Annotated in this window: 14 protein-coding genes; 4 read left to right on the top strand and 10 right to left on the bottom strand. The window is 44.3% G+C overall.

The features are described 5' to 3' along the window. Nucleotides 1-114: 114 nt before the first annotated feature. From JMY01_RS11155 to JMY01_RS11135, 5 genes are all read right to left on the bottom strand, one after another. Nucleotides 115-564, bottom strand: coding sequence for a DUF188 domain-containing protein (locus JMY01_RS11155; RefSeq protein WP_201575800.1), 450 nt, complete (start codon nt 562-564; stop codon nt 115-117). After that, nucleotides 564-1,925, bottom strand: a complete 1,362-nt coding sequence (locus tag JMY01_RS11150) for a 5-(carboxyamino)imidazole ribonucleotide synthase (RefSeq protein ID WP_201575797.1) — start codon at nt 1,923-1,925, stop codon at nt 564-566. The genes JMY01_RS11155 and JMY01_RS11150 overlap by 1 nt, the downstream gene beginning before the upstream one ends. A gap of 190 nt (nt 1,926-2,115) precedes the next feature. Beyond that, on the bottom strand, nt 2,116-2,664 hold the full coding sequence (purE, locus tag JMY01_RS11145) for a 5-(carboxyamino)imidazole ribonucleotide mutase (protein ID WP_201575795.1): 549 nt from the start codon (nt 2,662-2,664) through the stop codon (nt 2,116-2,118). A gap of 143 nt (nt 2,665-2,807) precedes the next feature. Continuing rightward, the gene (locus tag JMY01_RS11140) at nt 2,808-3,752 is read right to left on the bottom strand and encodes a metallophosphoesterase (RefSeq protein WP_201575793.1); all 945 of its coding nucleotides are present in this window, start codon (nt 3,750-3,752) and stop codon (nt 2,808-2,810) included. Nucleotides 3,753-3,807: 55 nt separating this feature from the next. Further along, a complete protein-coding gene (locus tag JMY01_RS11135; RefSeq protein ID WP_201575791.1) occupies nt 3,808-4,416 on the bottom strand; it encodes a rhomboid family intramembrane serine protease in 609 nt (202 codons plus the stop codon). A 343-nt stretch (nt 4,417-4,759) separates the two neighbouring features. Here JMY01_RS11135 and JMY01_RS11130 point away from each other — a divergent pair, with 343 nt between their 5' ends. Next, entirely contained in the window at nt 4,760-6,478 is a 1,719-nt protein-coding gene (locus JMY01_RS11130) for a hypothetical protein (protein WP_201575784.1), read from the top strand. A gap of 622 nt (nt 6,479-7,100) precedes the next feature. Beyond that, a complete protein-coding gene (locus tag JMY01_RS11125) occupies nt 7,101-8,696 on the top strand; it encodes an OmpA family protein (protein ID WP_201575781.1) in 1,596 nt (531 codons plus the stop codon). 108 nt (nt 8,697-8,804) lie between these two features. On the opposite strand, the gene nagZ is transcribed toward JMY01_RS11125, so the two are convergent. Then, on the bottom strand, nt 8,805-9,908 hold the full coding sequence (gene nagZ / locus JMY01_RS11120; RefSeq protein ID WP_201575780.1) for a beta-N-acetylhexosaminidase: 1,104 nt from the start codon (nt 9,906-9,908) through the stop codon (nt 8,805-8,807). 495 nt (nt 9,909-10,403) lie between these two features. Here nagZ and JMY01_RS11115 point away from each other — a divergent pair, with 495 nt between their 5' ends. Continuing rightward, nucleotides 10,404-12,626, top strand: a complete 2,223-nt coding sequence (locus JMY01_RS11115; protein ID WP_201575778.1) for a carboxy terminal-processing peptidase — start codon at nt 10,404-10,406, stop codon at nt 12,624-12,626. Between the two features lie 508 nt (nt 12,627-13,134). On the opposite strand, the gene JMY01_RS11110 is transcribed toward JMY01_RS11115, so the two are convergent. Further along, nucleotides 13,135-13,620, bottom strand: coding sequence for a peptidylprolyl isomerase (locus JMY01_RS11110; RefSeq protein ID WP_201575776.1), 486 nt, complete (start codon nt 13,618-13,620; stop codon nt 13,135-13,137). A 347-nt stretch (nt 13,621-13,967) separates the two neighbouring features. Between JMY01_RS11110 and JMY01_RS11105 the strand changes: the two genes are divergently transcribed. Further along, nucleotides 13,968-15,872: a M61 family metallopeptidase gene (locus tag JMY01_RS11105; RefSeq protein ID WP_227677877.1), complete on the top strand. Its 1,905-nt coding sequence runs from the start codon at nt 13,968-13,970 to the stop codon at nt 15,870-15,872. Nucleotides 15,873-15,893: 21 nt separating this feature from the next. On the opposite strand, the gene JMY01_RS11100 is transcribed toward JMY01_RS11105, so the two are convergent. From JMY01_RS11100 to JMY01_RS11090, 3 genes are all read right to left on the bottom strand, one after another. Further along, nucleotides 15,894-16,259 carry a glutathione S-transferase N-terminal domain-containing protein gene (locus JMY01_RS11100; RefSeq protein WP_201575774.1) on the bottom strand — a complete coding sequence of 122 codons (366 nt, stop codon included), beginning with the start codon at nt 16,257-16,259 and terminating at the stop codon, nt 15,894-15,896. 108 nt (nt 16,260-16,367) lie between these two features. Continuing rightward, nucleotides 16,368-17,228, bottom strand: coding sequence for a DUF305 domain-containing protein (locus JMY01_RS11095; RefSeq protein WP_201575772.1), 861 nt, complete (start codon nt 17,226-17,228; stop codon nt 16,368-16,370). A gap of 163 nt (nt 17,229-17,391) precedes the next feature. Further along, the gene (locus tag JMY01_RS11090) at nt 17,392-18,006 is read right to left on the bottom strand and encodes a pseudouridine synthase (RefSeq protein ID WP_201575770.1); all 615 of its coding nucleotides are present in this window, start codon (nt 18,004-18,006) and stop codon (nt 17,392-17,394) included. Between the last annotated feature and the right edge of the window lie 215 nt (nt 18,007-18,221).

The following is an 18,221-nucleotide window of genomic DNA, read 5'->3' as shown; positions in this document are numbered from 1 at the left end:
TACGCTTTGCAAGATTGTATGTTTTGCAGAAAATAACGCGTATTAAAGAAGAGGGAGAAAGGACAGCTTTCAGATTGAGGCTGGATAAAGGTTGGCTTAAAAGTAGGTGTGAACTTAACGTACCAACTTATTTAAGCCGTCAGCAAAGGCTTTTTTGTCCCGATCGCCATAAGGTTTTTGCCCACTCATTTCTTGCAATTCGAGTACGCCAGTACCGCGCATGGTATCCATGAAGTCGCGCATATTGAGCTTTTGCTTGATGTTATTTTTGTCGTAGACCACCCCGCGCGTGGTCAAGACCATGCCGCCTTTGTCCAAAATATCATTGGCCAGAGGAATGTCACTGGTGATGGCCAAATCGCCTGGCTGTATTTGCTCGACGATATAATCATCAGCTTTATCAAACCCTGAAGGTACCACCGTCATGACGAGCAGGGGTGATTTACGTAACTTGATCGGCTGATTGGCGACGAATATCGCCACCGTTTGCGTGCGCTCAGCAGTTTTAATAATCAAATCTTTGGCGATTAACGGCACCGAGTCAGCATCTACCCAAATCTGCATTATTTTTTAGCCTTTTCAATACTATCCACTTTGCTATCCTTACTTACTAAGTCAGCGTTTTCGACAGCTGTTTCGGTTTCGTTATCAAGCTCTTTAGCATCTTGAGGAGGAGTCTCAGTTGTCTGCTCCTGACGCTCTTGAGTAGCTGCGATAGGTGGATATTCTTTGTCTAAGCCAACCTTATTGGGTAACACGGCGACCAGTTTAGCCATTGAAGGTTCTAAGTCGGTCACGTCATTGGGCATCAAGGTAATATGAGCAATTTTGCGATCTTCGCGCTCCGCCTTGTGGTAGCTATGATAATGCACACCATCGATAGCCAGTACGGCACTGATATCAGGATATTGTCCCAGTACGTTGACCATAATCGCAGGATGGACGTTGTCGGTATCACCCAAAGGTAAGTTGACGACTGCGCGAATATGGTTCTCAAACTGACTGGTAATCGCCCCTTCAATACTCCAGTGACCAGAGTTGTGCACGCGTGGAGCAATCTCATTAGCAAGCAAATAATCATGACCGCGAGCGTCTTTAGTGACGAATAATTCAAGTGCCATCACCCCGACATAACCCAGATGGTTCATGACTGTGGTAATGGCTTCTTGTGCTTGGCTAAAGAGATGACTGGTGCCAACGGCAGGCGCTTGGGTCTTGGCCAAGATGCCATGATGATGATCATTTTCCACCAAGTCATAACAGCGTACACTGCCGTCTTGGGCGCGTGCGGCGATGATAGACAATTCACGGCTGAAATTAATAAAACCCTCTGCAATAAGTGGTGCAGGGGTTGGTGTTAGGCTGCCTTTGCCGCTGACGGCGTCTTCAAAATCTTGCCAAGCAGCTTTGATGTCACTGTCTTGCTTGATGACGTATTGGCCTTTGCCATCGTAGCCACCGCGACTGGTTTTAAGCACAATAGGCAGTCCTAACGCTTCACAAGCTTGTTGTAACTCAGCTTCAGAGCTGACTTCTTTAAAAGGTACGGTGGCGATATCTAAATCATTAAACATCTGCTTTTCTTTTAAGCGATCTTGGGCAATCTCAAGGGCAATCGGCGGTGGAAACATACCTTGTTTGCTGCCCGATTTTGATAATTTGGCTAACTGCTCGACAGTCGCTGTCGGAGTGTTTTCAAACTCTAAGGTAAACACATCGGCTGCAGCGATGAACTCCTCTAATTGCTCACTATGGAACACTTTGCCATATAGGCTAGCAGGACAGTCAGTGCTGTCTTCTAAAAACACACACTGATAGCCGAGCGGCAGAGCAGCTTGGGCGAGCATCATACCAAGCTGACCACCGCCTAAGATACCGATGGTACGAATGGTTTGAGTAACAGGATAAGCAGTGGCTGTGGTCATGATAGAGACTCTTTGAATGAAAAATGGATTAAAACGATCATATTAAAATAGGAAAAGGTGCAACGTATGCACCTTATATTCAGTAAAAACTATCTTGAAATAAATATCAAGTGGAGAACCATTAACATCAACCCATCTCGATAGAGAAGGTAAGAAGTCATGGTAATAAAAACTATCTAGCCGCTGCTATCTAGCCACTAATAATACCAGGCGTTGGACTGGCTAAGATGGTTTCCGTTTGGGTGCTACGCAGATTATCTAGCTTAGTAGCAATTTCGCTATCATGCAATGCCAAGACCTGAATCGCAAGCAGGGCAGCATTATAAGCACCTGCCGTACCAATCGCTAACGTGCCAACGGCCACGCCTTTAGGCATCTGTACGATAGAGAGCAAGCTGTCCCAACCGCTCAGTATCGAGGACTTTACTGGCACTCCAAATACAGGAAGTGGCGTTTGACTGGCACACATACCCGGCAGGTGCGCTGCGCCGCCTGCACCAGCGATAATCACTTGTAAGCCTTTATCTTTAGCGCTTTTGGCATAGTCAAATAATCTGTCTGGCGTTCGGTGTGCAGAGACCACTTCACAATCAAAAGCAATCTCAAAATCAGACAGCAACTGTGCCGCGGCGCTCATCGTCGCCCAGTCAGACTGTGAGCCCATAATAATGCCAACTTTTGCTTGGCCGGCAGGAGAAAAGATAGGTTTGGGATGTTCAGTAGCTGATTGGGTGCTCATAATGCGATATCCTCAAAAAGACCATCATACAAAAAATATGCTATGGCCGTAAAGCCAAGTTTTACCAATAATTGCAAAGTAAGCGTCATTACTCATTCGCTACTGGTTCAAAATGGACTCAATGTGTAGATAGTATTTGTCAATTAGTCATGGCGATATTGGATAAAGTTATCGGCATTTAGTGGCAATGGCTTGGCAGTATCAAGCTGATAACACGTCAAGTAGCCGCTATCTATCGCTGCTGAATAGTCAGTACAGACTACTTGTGCGCTTAATGGTTCGGGCTCTCCTGCGAGCCAGTAATGACCGACAAACACAGGTTTGTGTGTCTTAAGCGCAAAGTCGATGTTTTCAGCCATCGCATCTATTGGGATTTGCGCCAGCGCTGATGAGGGCGCACGTGCAATCTCATGCAGTGTGCGTGATTTCAAGTCATCTAGCCACCAGCGTACCCGTACGCGCTTGCGTACCGTACCTTCTTTATCTACCATCACAATGCCTTCAGGCAGCGGTGTTTCTACGCCTTTTAATACCCGCTCGAGGGCATCAAAGGGTGCGGTAAATTCTCTTGAGGTTATTTCAAGGGCGTGAGGGGTCAAGCAATTGTCAGAGGTGAGCATCGGCTTGAGCACCGCCATACTGTCTACATCCCAACAAGCATGCACAAAGCAGGCATAGTCAGTCTCAATCCACAATGGAATCTCATAAAAGCGCTTGATCCAATATTGATGTTGCTCTGAGCCAAAGGGTACTTCTGCCAAGAAGGTTTCGTGTTGGCGTGTATGAATATCATTATGTGAGCGCAAGTACTCACCTGGATTGCGAGGATCAGGCGTGGCAAAAGCGATCGCATTGTATTCATGGTTGCCCATCACGACATCGGCGACATCAGCGTCTAGCATCGCAAAGACGATCTCAAGTGTTGCTACTTGCTGTGTGCCGCGGTCTATCAAATCACCAATAAACAGCGCCCGATGGCCTTCTGGTGGTACAAAGTACTGACCATTATGGACATACCCTAACTGCTCGAGCAAGCCAGTCAGCTTGTCAGCATAACCATGAACATCACCAATAATATCTATAATCATAAGTCGTTATCAAAACCCAAAAGCTAAGTGAATGAAGAAAGGTGCTAAAAACAAGCTAAAAATTAGGTGAAAGTAAGGCATTAATAAAATGCGGTAACACTTGTGGCTCAAGAGCGATGGTCGCTATCACCCCAAATGCACCGCCCCACATATGTGCCATATGGTTGATATTGGAGCCACCGCGCTTATCAGCGTAAATACTATAGCCGACGTATGCAATGGCAAATACTATCGCAGGAATAGGAACGACAGCAAATAAATAAAGCGTCTCCCAAGGAGCAAGCAAAATAAAGGCAAAAAGTACCGCTGACACCCCACCTGATGCCCCTAAGCTTAAATAACTGGCACTGTTTTTATTTTTGATGTAGCTTGGTATCATCGCAACGATAATTGCTAGTAGATAAAAAACGATAAAGCCATAGCCAGCTAAAAATGGCTGATACAGTCCTTCAATGGCACGACCAAAAAAGTATAGAGTAAACATATTGAACAATAGATGCATACTATCAGCATGAATAAAACCATGACTGACAAACCGATACCATTGACCTTCGCTCACGGCTGGCGGATAAAAGATTAGCCGATTAAACAACGCCTTGTTTTGCCACGCTAGTAAGCTGACAATAACGGTGACGATGATGATAAGAGTAGTATGGTTGAACAATGAATAATCCTTAGGCCATGCCAAATAAACAAGGCGTCGCAAATGTAATGGTTGTTATCGCTTTAGAATGAGGAAAAGACGGCTGTACAGCAAAGGCTATTGTTTGGTTGTATTGACGACGAATTACGAAGCAGTTATTTACCGTTGAGCAGTGATAGCTTCATCGTAATTTTTTTAATGGAGAATTACAATTAAATCGCCGCTCCTTTTACATATGCATACACATTATACTCAATATACTGTCTAATTGATTAAGAATAATAACGACAAAGCGTAAGCTTTGCTGTGGCTGCTGTTCTAATACTTTTTACTACCCAAACCAACCAAAATAAAGACGTTATTTATGACTCTCATTGACCAACTCGAACGAACCGTTACCACAGCCGTGTTAGGCAATGATGATAACGTGGCACATACCAGCTTGCTGGAACAGTTTTATGCTATTTTGATTACACGCTTGGCACAGCCAATGGCATACTCACAGCTGCTGCGTAGTGACCACAGCGTAGCAGTACAGTCAACGGCAAATACTAGCTTATTTGAGCAGATATGGCAGTCAATTGATCAGCGTCAGCTACTGATTGATGAGTTGGCAGTGACTCATCATGTTGATGCTGTGGCTACTGAACAGCTATTGATAAACGTAGCGCAATTAGCCTATCAAGAGCTGAAGAATCAAGCACAAGGGCAATTCTTGCCTGCATTTTTGCAAGCCGAGCAGCCTACTGTGCGCCAGTATCTACCGGTATGGGCTGACGAAGTGCTCTCACTGATAGCCGTAACGGATGAGAAGGTTCATTCGATAGATAACTCTTCAGTAGGTACGTCGACTTTCAATACTCTAAACAGCCATGCTGCAAGTGAAAATACTGCAAATGACAATGTTGTAAGTGACAATGCTTCAAATGACAATGTTCCAAGTAGCAATGCTGAAAGGTATGACGCTGCAAATGATAATAATGGTACAGCGACTGACACGATGGATTTAGCAAGTCCAAGTCTAATAACTGCCACGGCTGATGTGCCAGTTGACAGCTCAGAAGGTGCAAGTGAGCAAATGCCAACGCAAGTAGAGCTTACCAAAGCCCAAAAAAACAGTATAGATGCTATTCATGTCAACCCATCGGATTATCGTGCGTCGCATACTGCTACAGGCAGTGCAGATGTTAGTAATCGTAAGCGAAGAAATGCCATAGTTATAGGGTTGCTACTGGTTGGAGCGTTAGTGGCTATTGGCTTGGTTTGGGCGCTGGTCATTCAACCAAACTCTACGACACCTGCAGAGCCAGTTGCTACGGCACCTGTCATCACTGCGCCTAACGAAGCGCCTGTCGCACAAGTATTAACGCCTGCCGAATTGGTCGTGGCAGTTGATAACAGCGGCAGTTTGTATAACTGTACGGCTATCATTGGCGATGACGCATTGCAAGGTGCGCTTAGACAGGGCTTAAATGTCAGCTTTGGCGAGCAAGCAAGTAGCTGTGAGCTGACAGTAGAAGAAGGTGTTGCCACTAGCTTGTCTGGAATTAACACAGAAACCCTGCCTGATATATTTACCTTGTTGCGCTCAGTACCCTTTGCACGCCTACAGTTGCAAAATGACACCCTTAACTTAGAAGCGCCTGATGCTGTGCTGCTGCAAAATTTAGTCACTGATATGCGCACTCTCATACCTGCTATTGCTATCACCACATCGGCTCCCTTACCATTGTCTGACAACAATGCCATGACCGCTGATGAAGCTAATGATATGGCTGCTATGAATGGAGTTAACGATGAGTATAATGAAGGGATGTCAGCCAATGAGGGTTATGGTGGCGATGTCAATAATACTCAAATGAGTAACGCTCAGAACTATCAGGCATTAGATGATGATACCAATGACAGTGTCGTTCCAGCACCGCCCAACTCTAATAGCAGTTTCAATAACAACAAAGCGACCACTCCACGAGCAGGCACTATGTCAGCGGCAGAGGTCGATGAGCTTGCCAATACGACTATCGTTGCCGAACAACTACGCAATGAGCGTCCTGTAGATAAAAATATCACGCAAGATAGATAGTTTTATTAACACCCATATTCGTCTTTATTGGTCATTTATAATGCTGTACCAAGCTTATAAGGCTTAATAGTTTTACGCTTTGTAAACAGACAGATATAGACAAGCTGACTGTGCTTACTAGCCTGTTTACAAAGTATTCATAATCTGCGCTGTCGATCTGATCTTTCCCTTCTTTTATGCTAGACATTCTGTCGTAGCTGTACCAATCGACCCTATTTGATGATGATTATCGTTTATTACCAGTTACGTGTCACAACTGAAAAATTACCTACTGTATCATTTGCACAACAGCCCTTGATTGTACTGTGCCAGTGATCACTCTTATAATTACCAAAGCGAATATCAATAGATTGCTCGAGTAAAATCGACTTTTAAGTGTATTATTAGAGACATAACCTTGAGAGTGAATACTGAATAGGCTAACAACCAAACGTTGACGGTTAGAAAAGCTGTTTGTATGAAGCGGTAGTCTATTTGGTCATAAGGTTTTCTCAGGGTCTTTTAATAAAAATGAGAAATGAAGACAGTAGTTACTGAAACCAAAAGGTTATTCATAGCTGTAGAGTTGTTTTGCTGAGGTTATTTAAGATTAAAAAAATTAATGGTAAATGGAGGAGTTATTATGGATATTATAGGTCATTTGACGCGCACGGTTAGCCCAGCAGTACTTGGAGATGATCGCACGCCTGCCAAAAAAAATCTACTTGAGCAGTTTTATGCAATCTTTGCTGCTCGACTAGCCGATGACGATACTTACAGTCGTTTCTCAAACGAAAATATTGCCCGTGATGATCAAAGCTTTTATGAGCGTGTATGGATGGATGGTGCCAATCGTGACCGTGTTTCACGTGAGCTTGCTGGCGCGCATAATGTAGACGCAGATGCCTCTCGCGGTCTAGTCGCTATGGCAGCACCGCTAGCCTATCATGAGATTAAAAGCTTAGCTGGTACCACACCCGTGCCACAGTTTTTGCGTGACAATCTTGCGGGTTATCAGCACAACATTCCAGCATGGGCAGGCGCTGTATTGCCCGCAGGTATGTTGGCTGCTGCGCCTGCCGCAGGGAAAATTTCTGATACTACTAGTACGGCACCCCTGCAGCGTGAGGAAGAAGAAAAAGGCAGTTTTATGAAAGCGCTGCTCCCCATTGTTGGTCTGATTATTTTAGCGGCACTGGCCTGGGCGCTACTGCGTGGCTGTCAAGAAAACCCTGAGCCAGTCGGCACACCCGTAGCGACCGAACAGCAGCAAGATGCCCGTGATGATGGACAAGCCATGGCAATCGCTGATATCGAGCCTGCATCGTTACGCATTGCTACTGGTGAAGCAAATACCTTGTATGCGTGTCGCATGAACGTCGGTGATGAAGCATTACAAACGACAGTGATGAATGCCATGACCAGTACATTTGGTGAGGAAGCTAGTAAGTGCCGTGCTGATGTCGATGATGGCTTTGCAACCGATATGCCTGCAGCTGCTCAGCTTGCTACTATTTTACCGATTCTAAAAAGCGTGCCAAATGCCAGCATGATTATTAAGGGTGATGAGATCATCGTTAATACTGCGGATGCAGCTTTGTTGGATAAGTTGGTCAGCGACTTACAAGCTGCAGCTCCAGCCATGACTGTAAAAGCTGAAGGCCCACTAGATTTGCAAGGCGAGATTGACAACAGTCTAGCCGCTGCAGGCGTGGCTATGACGAACCTTGGTGAAAACCCAGATCCTCGTGATGTCGCGCGTGCATTAAGCATTCAGGTTATCAACTTTGAAGTGGATGAAGCTGCTATTCCTGAGGTTAATAAAGAGCTGCTTGACCGTGCTGCCAAAATCATCACTGAAGTGCCAGATATGAAGTTGGTTATTATTGGTCACACGGACAGTCAAGCATCTGATGCTTATAATATGGAGTTGTCGCAGGAACGTGCTGATTCAGTCAAAGAGTATTTGGTGTCTCAAGGTGTTGATGCCGATAAGCTGACTACCAAAGGTATGGGTGAGACAGATCCTATCGCAGATAACTCAACGGATCAGGGTCGCTTCCGTAACCGCCGCATTGAGTTCGTTGTAAATGATGAGTCTGTGAGCGCAAATGATGGTATGTTGATCAGTAACGATGCGCTTGACCCAGACTTAAATCCGCTAGATAGCGATAATGATGATTTATTGCCAGACGGAGATGATCCTAGTCAAGGTACGGTAGTAGATCCAACAAACTAATCGCTGCTATGTTTGAGATGTTTTATTAATTAGTCAGTACTCAACAAAACCGCACCTTATCGAAGGTGCGGTTTTTTGTACTTTTCATCAAGAGTTTTTTATAAAGCGTTATTTGTAAGCGGTAGGGTCTATACTGTCGTTACTTTTGTCATTCCTTAACTGGCTGTCAAAAGCGGGCGTATCAAGCTCAGCGCCAAAAAACGTTTCAGTCACACTATCTTTGGCTTGTTGCCAATACTCAAACTGTTGGCAAGTAGACGTAAGATCTCCTTGCCATGAGGGAATCTGTCCACGCATGGCTTTGATACGCTTTTGATTTGGATAGGGGAGCTCTTGCGCGGCTTCTGCTGCTTCGTGGGCTGCAATGCGATCATTACACACCAATGCGATGTCACAGCCTGCTTCGATCGCGGCTTTGACTCGGGCACTGACATCACCTGCCGCTTGCGCACCCGCCATGGATAAGTCATCAGAGAACAAGACGCCTTTAAATTTAAGGGTATCGCGAATGATGTCTTTTAGCCAAATTTTAGAAAACCCTGCCGGCTTGTTATCCACTTGTGAGAATATTACGTGTGCTGGCATTAAAGCATCTAGCCAAGGTAGCGTTTGAGCAAAAGGCTGCATATCACTGGCTAGGATTTCATCAAGGCTACGGTTATCAATGGCTTCTGCTACATGGGAGTCAGGCGCGATTGCACCGTGTCCAGGGAAGTGCTTACCCGTGGTGGCCATTCCTGCTGCTCTCATGCCACGCATGAATTGCGTGGCTAGGGCGACGATGATTTGTGGGTCTTCATGAAAGCTACGATCGCCAATCACTTGACTGATACCGTCTCTATCGAGTACTGGTGCAAAGCTCAAATCAATACCGACAGCCAGTACTTCTGCGGCCATCAAATAGCCACAGTCATAAGCGCTGCTCAAGGCTTGGGTGGGGTCACGGTCGAACAATTTTCCAAGCTTGCCCATCGCAGGGAGTTTGGTAAAACCTTCGCGCAGGCGGGCGACACGTCCCCCTTCTTGATCAACCCCGATTAAGATATCGGGGTTGTGATAACGGATATCATCACAGAGCTCGCGCACTTGTGCGGCACTTTCGACATTGCGAGCGAATAGTATCACACCGCCTACTTGAGCTTGTTTGATTAAGCTGACATCTTCAGCAGTCAAGGCTGTGCTGTCGATATCAATCATTAATACGCCGTACATGATGGTATCCTTAGAGTGCGATGCACTGTTATACGATGGATTTATATTATGAGCTTTGAATGAGCGTTACATTATGCCAGATATTATGCCAGTTATTGGAGGTTAGATATATGTTACCTTAACTGCAAATCATGGTTGTCTGATATCTTAATGCTCATTTGATTATTGAGAATAATGATGAGCTGCTTGGTATCAGGTCAGCGGTGTATTTGGTCATAAGAAATCTAAGAGAAAGTTTGGTATGTAGAGGCGTAGCGTGTAAGATTGCTTATACAGTTTGAGACAGTGGCTAGCCGACACCCATGATAATATTAATTGCTTTTTAGCTAGGTGGCTTTTGGTTAAGTGATATAAGTATTATCTAAGCCATATAATAATGAGACACATACTAAATAGACAAGAATTATAATAGAATCAGATATGGTTTATGTAATGATTGATCATAACAAAATAAATTTTAGGTATTTTACAACTTAAGACAATTAGGTATATATGATGAAAAAACAACCAGCACAGTGGTTACTCAGTGTGGCGTCAATTGGCTTGGCCGGTGTTATCTTGACCCAGAGTTATAGCGCAGCGGTGGCAAACACTGATACTGAAGGCTTCACGCAGACACCTGAGCAGAAGCTGACGACTCGGCAAGTAGCGGCCTTGTTGGATCGCAGTCACTATCTGAATCAGCCATTGGATACCGAGATGGGTAGTGAAATCCTATCCATGTATATTGATAATCTAGACCCAAACCATACCTTGTTTTTGCAGTCTGATGTTGATGAATTTAAAGAAAAATATGCCAGCGACTTTGGTAATCGACTAAAGCGTGGTGATTTATCTGCCGGTGTAGATATTTTTGAGCGTTATCGCAAACGCTCAAACGAATACTTCGAGATGGCAAAAAGAATGCTCAAAACAGATATAGATCTGACGAGCGATCAGACCATTATTCTAGATCGTGAAAATATTGGTCACCTTAAAACAAAAAAAGACCAACGTGATTATTGGGAGCGTCAGCTTAAGTTTCAGTTGATGAGTATCACTTTGGGTCAAGAAAGCGAAAAGGGCAAAGAAAAAATATTTTTAGACAACCCTGACATCACGCTTGGTCAGGACCTTGTACGTGACGATAAACGCACACCAAGTGAGATATTGCTCAATCGTTTATCACGACAGCAAGGACAGATGAAACGTCTAAAAGATGATGAGATCATGGAAACGGTACTCAACACCGCCATGCTGACTTATGATCCTCATAGCAATTACTATGCGCCAATTCAGGCAACTGAGCTACAGATACAGTCAAGCTTACAGCTAGAAGGTATCGGCGTCTCTATCCGTCCAGATCGCAAAAACCCAGACTATACTCGTATTGTCACCTTAGTCGATGGCGGGCCTGCAGCCAAAACAGGTCAAATCAAACCTAATGATTTGATTATCGGGATTGCTGAAGACGGCAAAAACATGACCGACGTGGTCGGCTGGTCGACGCGTGAGATTGTCGGCTTGATACGCGGCAAACGTGGCACTTCAGTTACTTTAAGGGTAATGCAGCCCAATACACCAGAAGCGAGTGCCCGTACGGTCACTGTCGTCCGCGATATCATTGAGCAAGAAGAGTCGGGTGTGACTCATCGTACTATAGACGTACAACGACCTAATATTGATGCCACACCAAAACGTATCGGTGTGCTTGAGATACCCAGTTTTTATTTGAATTATCGCGCGCGCCGTAGTGGTGAAGACTATCGTAGCGTCAGCGTTGATACTGAACGTGCCCTAAAAGAGCTCAATAAACAAAACATCGATGGCTTGGTTGTTGACCTACGCAATAACCCAGGTGGCTCGCTAGATGAAGTGGCCAAAATGCTTGGGTTGTTTATTAAGGGTGGGCCATTGGTACAGATTCGTGATAATCGCGGTAATATCCAAGTCTACAGTGACGAAGACGGTGGCAAGCAGCTATATGACGGCAAAGTCGTGGTTTTGACCAACCTAGCATCCGCCTCTGCCAGTGAGATATTTGCCGCTGCCATTCAAGACTATGGCCGAGGACTGGTGGTGGGTAATACCACTACAGGTAAAGGCTCAGCACAGATTCAGCTAGACAATTTGGCGTTAGGCTCGGCCACTTTGACTCAGCGTAAGTTTTATCGCATCACGGGTGGCAGTACCCAGAATAAAGGCGTTGTACCTGATGTAGAGCTGGTTAATATTTATGATGATGCTACTTTTGGTGAACGGGCACAGAAAAAAGCCCTGCCATGGGATACCATCAAAACAGCGGCCTACAAACCAGAAGCTAAATTTAGCTCAGATACGCTGGCAACCTTGAATCAACAGTCTAAAATTCGCCAAGAAAAAAACCCGCAGTTTGTATACTTATCGACACTCAATGATATTCGAGATATGGAAGACAGTAAGCAGCCAATCGATCTTGATATTAATAGTCGCCGCGCAAAGATGAGGTTGATCGAACAGCGGACATTAGAAGCGGAGAACAAGCGCCTAATAGGCACTGGCGAGCGCCCGTACAAAGACTGGAACACCTATCAGGCAGCAATGGATGCAAAGTTTGAAGAGCGTAGCCAAATGAAGTCAAATGAGCGTCCGCAGCTACCAGAAGATGAGGTTTTTGTAAAAGAAGCGGCTTATCTCATGCTTAGTGCAGAGGCGGATATCAGCGTCAGCCCTGAAGAAGCGCTTATGGCAGAACGATAGAGACACTCATAAAGGTTTAGAGGCAGTGTAAGCATATGCTTACATGCAATGACGTTGTGACCTCTTACTATAAACTGAGTAATCTGCGATTATATACCCACTGCACAATTTAACGATACTGTTTGTTGATACTAGGGATTGGTATTTATAGGATTGTTTATAAATTGCGTCAGGGATGGATTGCTGATTACGGATGATAAGGCTGGATGCCTGTCAGTTGCGACATATCTTGGGATTGGATATGACGTGACATTAACAAGGATAGTTAGTAACTAAAACCGTGTAGCCTAATGGCTATACGGTTTTGTTATATCTGAGATATGCAAAGCTTGTCAAAGCATGTAAAAACCTATCATGTACAAATACAAACTCATAAAATTTGCGCCAAAAAAAGACCAATAGCAATGCTACTGGTCTTTTTAGATTGAAGGGCGCAGTCATATAATGATAGCACCCTCCAATTTTTAGCAGTTATCTGTATAGACTAAATAAGCTCAGTCATACAAGATTAGTGCTCAACGCCACCAGCACCATGTACATGGCCGTGGTTTAGCTCGTCTTCAGTCGCTGCACGTACTTCTTGGATTTCGACATCAAAGGTCAAACGCTTGCCAGCTAGTGGATGGTTTGCATCAACAGTAACGATTTCGTCGTTCACATCAGTAACAGTCACCAACATCACTTGGCCACCAGCTTCTGACTGAAACTGCATGCCAGGCTGAATGTCTTCAACGCCTTGGAAGTTATCACGAGGTACTTGTTGTACTGCTTGCTCTTGATATTCACCGTAGCCATCAGCAGGCTCAACGACTGCGTTGACTTTTTCGCCAGCAGACTTACCTTCTAGTTGCTTTTCTAGGCCAGGAATGATGTTCTGGTGGCCGTGTAAATAAGCAAGTGGCTGACCTTCTGGAGATTGGTCAAGTACGTTGCCTTCGTCGTCTTTAAGCGTGTAATTGAATTTAACGGCAGTGTCTTTTGCGATAGTGGTCATAAATTATCCTAAATATATCTATGTAAAAAATTAAATACGATGGAAATAAACCTAAAAAAGCCAATCAGCAAGCCAAAAGCCACATCATTAGTCAATTATCATCAGTTTATTAGGGTAACTTTAGCAGTTAGCCTCTTTAATTGCGATGGAAGTGATAACTTTCAAGGCAAAATCATAAAAAATAGTAATATTAATGAAGTTTGAGTCAATAAAGACCCTAATCGCTGCTTTTATGTCAGTTGCGTTTTTTGGCTAGGCCTTCTACCATGGGTACAGACATTATAATAAGCATTTTTCCTGAATTATATAACTCGTATAAATAAACTTACATAATTAAAGTAACTACTATGAATAAAACTCTTATGACCAAATCCACGACCGACGCTGCTGCGGCTGCTGATATTGACTATATTCTTGATTTTGCCCGTTTCAATGAGCATTTGGTCGATATCACCCTCAGCTTTACCGCAAATACATCGGCTCCTTGTTTATGGTTGCCAGCATGGATACCAGGCAGCTATCTGATGCGTGAGTTTGCGCGTCATATTACCGCTGTATATTATCAAATAAAAGACGAAAATACTGATGATGAAAATACCGTTGACGACGGTGTTCTGCAGCGGGCGCACAAAGTTGACAAAAACACTTGGCAATTGCCAGCCGTAAAAGCAGGGCAGACGCTGAGTGTGCATTATGAAGTCTATTGTTATGATTTGTCTGTGCGTACCGCCTATGTCGATCAGCAGCGTCTCTATGGCAACTTTACCTCGCTGGCTTTGGCGGTAGAAGGGCAGGAACAGCAGCCCGTACAAGTGAGCTTGCTAGTGCCAACCGCATTTGTAGCGGCGCAAGATTTAACGATAAAAGGTACCGAGGTAGTGCTTGCTTGCGGGCTTGAGTCCACGCATTTACAGAGTGCAGATCAACACGGCTATCAGCTACATGCCGAGAGCTATCACGATCTCATTGATCATCCGTTTGAGATAGCAGCCCAACAGTCATTTGATTTTATTATTCAAGATAACGCGCATCAGACTTTGAGTCATCGCTTCTTCATCTCTGGCAAGCACAGTACTAATATGGGTCGCTTGCAGCAAGATATTACCCAAATTTGTCAGACGTATCTCAATTGGCTAGAGGATGCGCCATTTGCTGACTATACCTTTATGACTTATGCCAGTGGCAACGACTATGGTGGTCTTGAGCATATCAACTCGACCAGTCTCATTACGCCGCGTAATGATCTGCCAAGTCGTGATGAGCCACAGATACCAAGCAGCGATTATCAGCGCTATTTGGGACTCTGTAGTCATGAGTATTTTCACGCATGGTGGGTCAAGACCGTACGTCCAGATGTCATGATAGACGTGGATTTACGTAAGGAAGCCTTTACGCCGTTACTATGGGTGTTTGAAGGTTTTACTTCTTACATCGATGACTTCATGTTGCAAGCATCAGGCGTGATTGACGAAAGAAGTTATCTCAAATTATTGGCTGAGCAGATCAATCGCTATCATCAGACTGACGGTCGTGCACACCAAAGTGTCGCTGAGTCGAGTTTTGACGCTTGGATTAAACTGTATCGTAGTGATGAAAACACGGGTAATGCAGGTATAAGCTACTACAATAAAGGGGCATTGGTCGCACTGTGTTTAGACTTAACACTACTGCAGAAAAGCGACGGTCGCTACCGTCTGTTTGATGTAGTCAAGGCGTTTTATGAGCAAGCAAAACAAAACGATAATAAGCGCATTGGGATTAGTAGCGCCGATATGGGCGCAGTCATCAGTCAGTTTATGACCCAAGCAGAATGGCAGGAGTTTGAGCACCGCTATGTCAATGGCATCGATGCGCTGCCTATTGATCAGCTACTAACAGCCAATGGCATCGAAATACATAGTGATAAAAAAGACAGCACACTGCCTTGGGGTATCAGTGTACAAGAGATCCCTGAAGGCTTGCGAGTCAATAAGGTGCTGCGAGATAGTGTCGCAAGCGCAGCAGGACTCTCTGCTAAAGATGTTATCATCGCAATTGATGGTATCAAAGCCGACAAAAAACAACTGAAAAACGCTGCTAAGTCTGACAAGGTAATGAGTTGCCATGCTTTTCGCCGTGATGAGCTGATGATATTTGAGGTGCATGCCAACACAGCTTCAGGCGTATCTGCCAATCCGAGTTTACACAAGGTCAGCTTAGCGCTAAAAGAGTCAGGGTTTGAGGATTGGTTAACTGTTGATTTTACTAAATAACAAACCTTTTAAATCTATGCATTAGCTAAAGCGCTGCTGTAAATAGGCGATAATATCATCTGATTCATACATCCATTTGACGTTATCGCCCTCATCGATACGTAAGCAAGGCACTTTGATGTGTCCACCGTTTTCAGCCAACTCACTGCGAAATTGCTCATTATTTTTGGCATCACGCAGCTCGATGGGTAAGTTTAGCTTATGCATGTGCCGACGTACTTTGACACAAAACGGACATAACTGGAACTGATACAAAGATAGGTTATTGCAAGCCTCATTCACTTTGGCTTGCGCCTCTGGCGTACGTTTCATCGCAGCACCTTGAGTTAAAATATTCAAGGCAGCGATGATGCGTCCTAAACCTGTCCGTATAATGCTAATTAACATCTGTACCTCTATATCTTATATTGTGTGTGTGAATGGTCTCTGAAAAAACATAGCTGTGCCCGATTCCTCTAATCACCATAATGCTTGGTAGACGGCGATAGAATGATACTATTCTTGTTCTACCTTGCTCTCTTGCGCTTCACGCTCAGTGACACTAACATCTGATTCATTTTCTGTATCCAAGTCATTTTGCTCATCTGAATCAATCAAAGAATCGTTTGTTGCAAGCCAGTTTTCTGTCGTCTGAATTCGGCGCTGCTGTGCATCGATGATTTGTAAGGCAAGGTCTCGCATTTCTTCATCTGTGCCGTACTTTAGCTGTATCAGCGCCATATCTACAGCGCCCACGTGTAGCGATAGCATACTACGTGCAAAGGCTATATCTGCCACTGAAGCTGTGATACCTTTTTCCATATCCTCATACATATCTTCTATATCATCGGCGTAAGCTTGCTGCATGGCTTCGGTATTAGGCTTAGGTTTGGCAGCATCAGGATGGCTAGCAAGCCACCTTCTCATCGTATCAATTTTAAGCTGCTGATTATCGATGATATCTTCTGCCAGTGCGCGCATCTCGGCATCAGTACCATATTTTAATTGAATTTGTGCCATATCGACGGTACCGCGATGGTGTCCAAGCATACTTTTGGCAAATGTAGTATCAGGATCGTTGTAGCCCATACCAATCAGCATCTCATCATTCATTCTGCTCATGGCTCTGGTATAGTCGTTAAACATATCTATAATCTTGGTATCGTCTACCGTCTCAACTTCGGCGACCTCTGCACTTGAATCTTGATCTGCTTCTATGTCGTCAGTAACATCCGCTTCAGGAGTAGCGGCTGGCGGCGTCACAACTTCCTCAGTAGCAGTAGGCTCGGTATCCTCAGGTTTTGGCTGACAAGCACTAAGCGCAAGGGCTGCGGTGACGCCAAGAGCGATAACGGATATACGATAAGAAGAAGTCATGATATGTCCTTAATATAAGATAGGAAATATAGGCGGGCAAAATATACAATGTAAGATAAGTATCGATATATATAATAGTATATGAATACTAGCAGATAAACCTTACCAATTCGAGACGCTACTTCTAAAGAATGGTAAGGTTTGTGATATGTCAGTAGGCAAACTAATCTCGTATACCCAGCTGCTGGCAACGCTCACTATTTAAGTGTATACGAACAAACTCACCGACAGCTAAATGGCCTAACTCAAACCCAGCCACTGACCAGCGAATCAAACGCAGGCAAGGTAACCCTACGTGTGCTGTCATACGTCGCACTTGACGGTTTTTACCTTCATAAATGGTTAGCATCAGCCATGAGTCTGGTACGCTCTTACGCTCACGTATCGGTGGATCTCGTTGCCAAAGCGGCATTGGTAGTTCATCTTCAGCGACGTGTTTGACTTCGGCAGGTAGGGTTTTTCCATCTTTGAGCATCACGCCCTTTTGCAGCTCACTGAGTTGTTCAAGAGTAGGGATGCCCTCAACTTGCACTAAATAAGTCTTGCCTTGTTTATGCCCAGCATTGGCTTTGGGTGGATGGGTAATGGCTTTATTGACTCGTCCATCATTGGTCAAAATCAACAAACCCTCTGACGTAGCATCAAGCCTACCTGCGACTCTTAACGACTTATCGGTAAAGTACGGTGCTAGCGTTGAGTGAGTACTATTACTGTCATCACGAAACTGACTTTGCACGCCGTAAGGCTTATTGAACAAAATAAGGCTTGAGGTCGACATAAAGTAAAACTTCCTAAAATAACAAATAGATAGAATCTGTTTTGAGAGATAATAAGCTGTTCAATCTAATGGTTCCAATAAGGCGGCTTGTTTTAAATTTAACAAGGGCGCTTGTTTGAACATCTCTTTTTTATTTTAACACTAACTGTGTCTAGAATGGTTTATGACATCATTTATAAAATCTTTATAATCGACACAAAAAAACACCCCAAAAG

The organism is Psychrobacter sp. H8-1 (assembly GCF_904846575.1).
Taxonomy (GTDB): Bacteria; Pseudomonadota; Gammaproteobacteria; order Pseudomonadales; family Moraxellaceae; genus Psychrobacter; species Psychrobacter fulvigenes.
The sequence above is the reverse complement of the archived record's forward strand: the minus strand, read 5'-3'. Positions and strand labels throughout refer to the sequence as shown.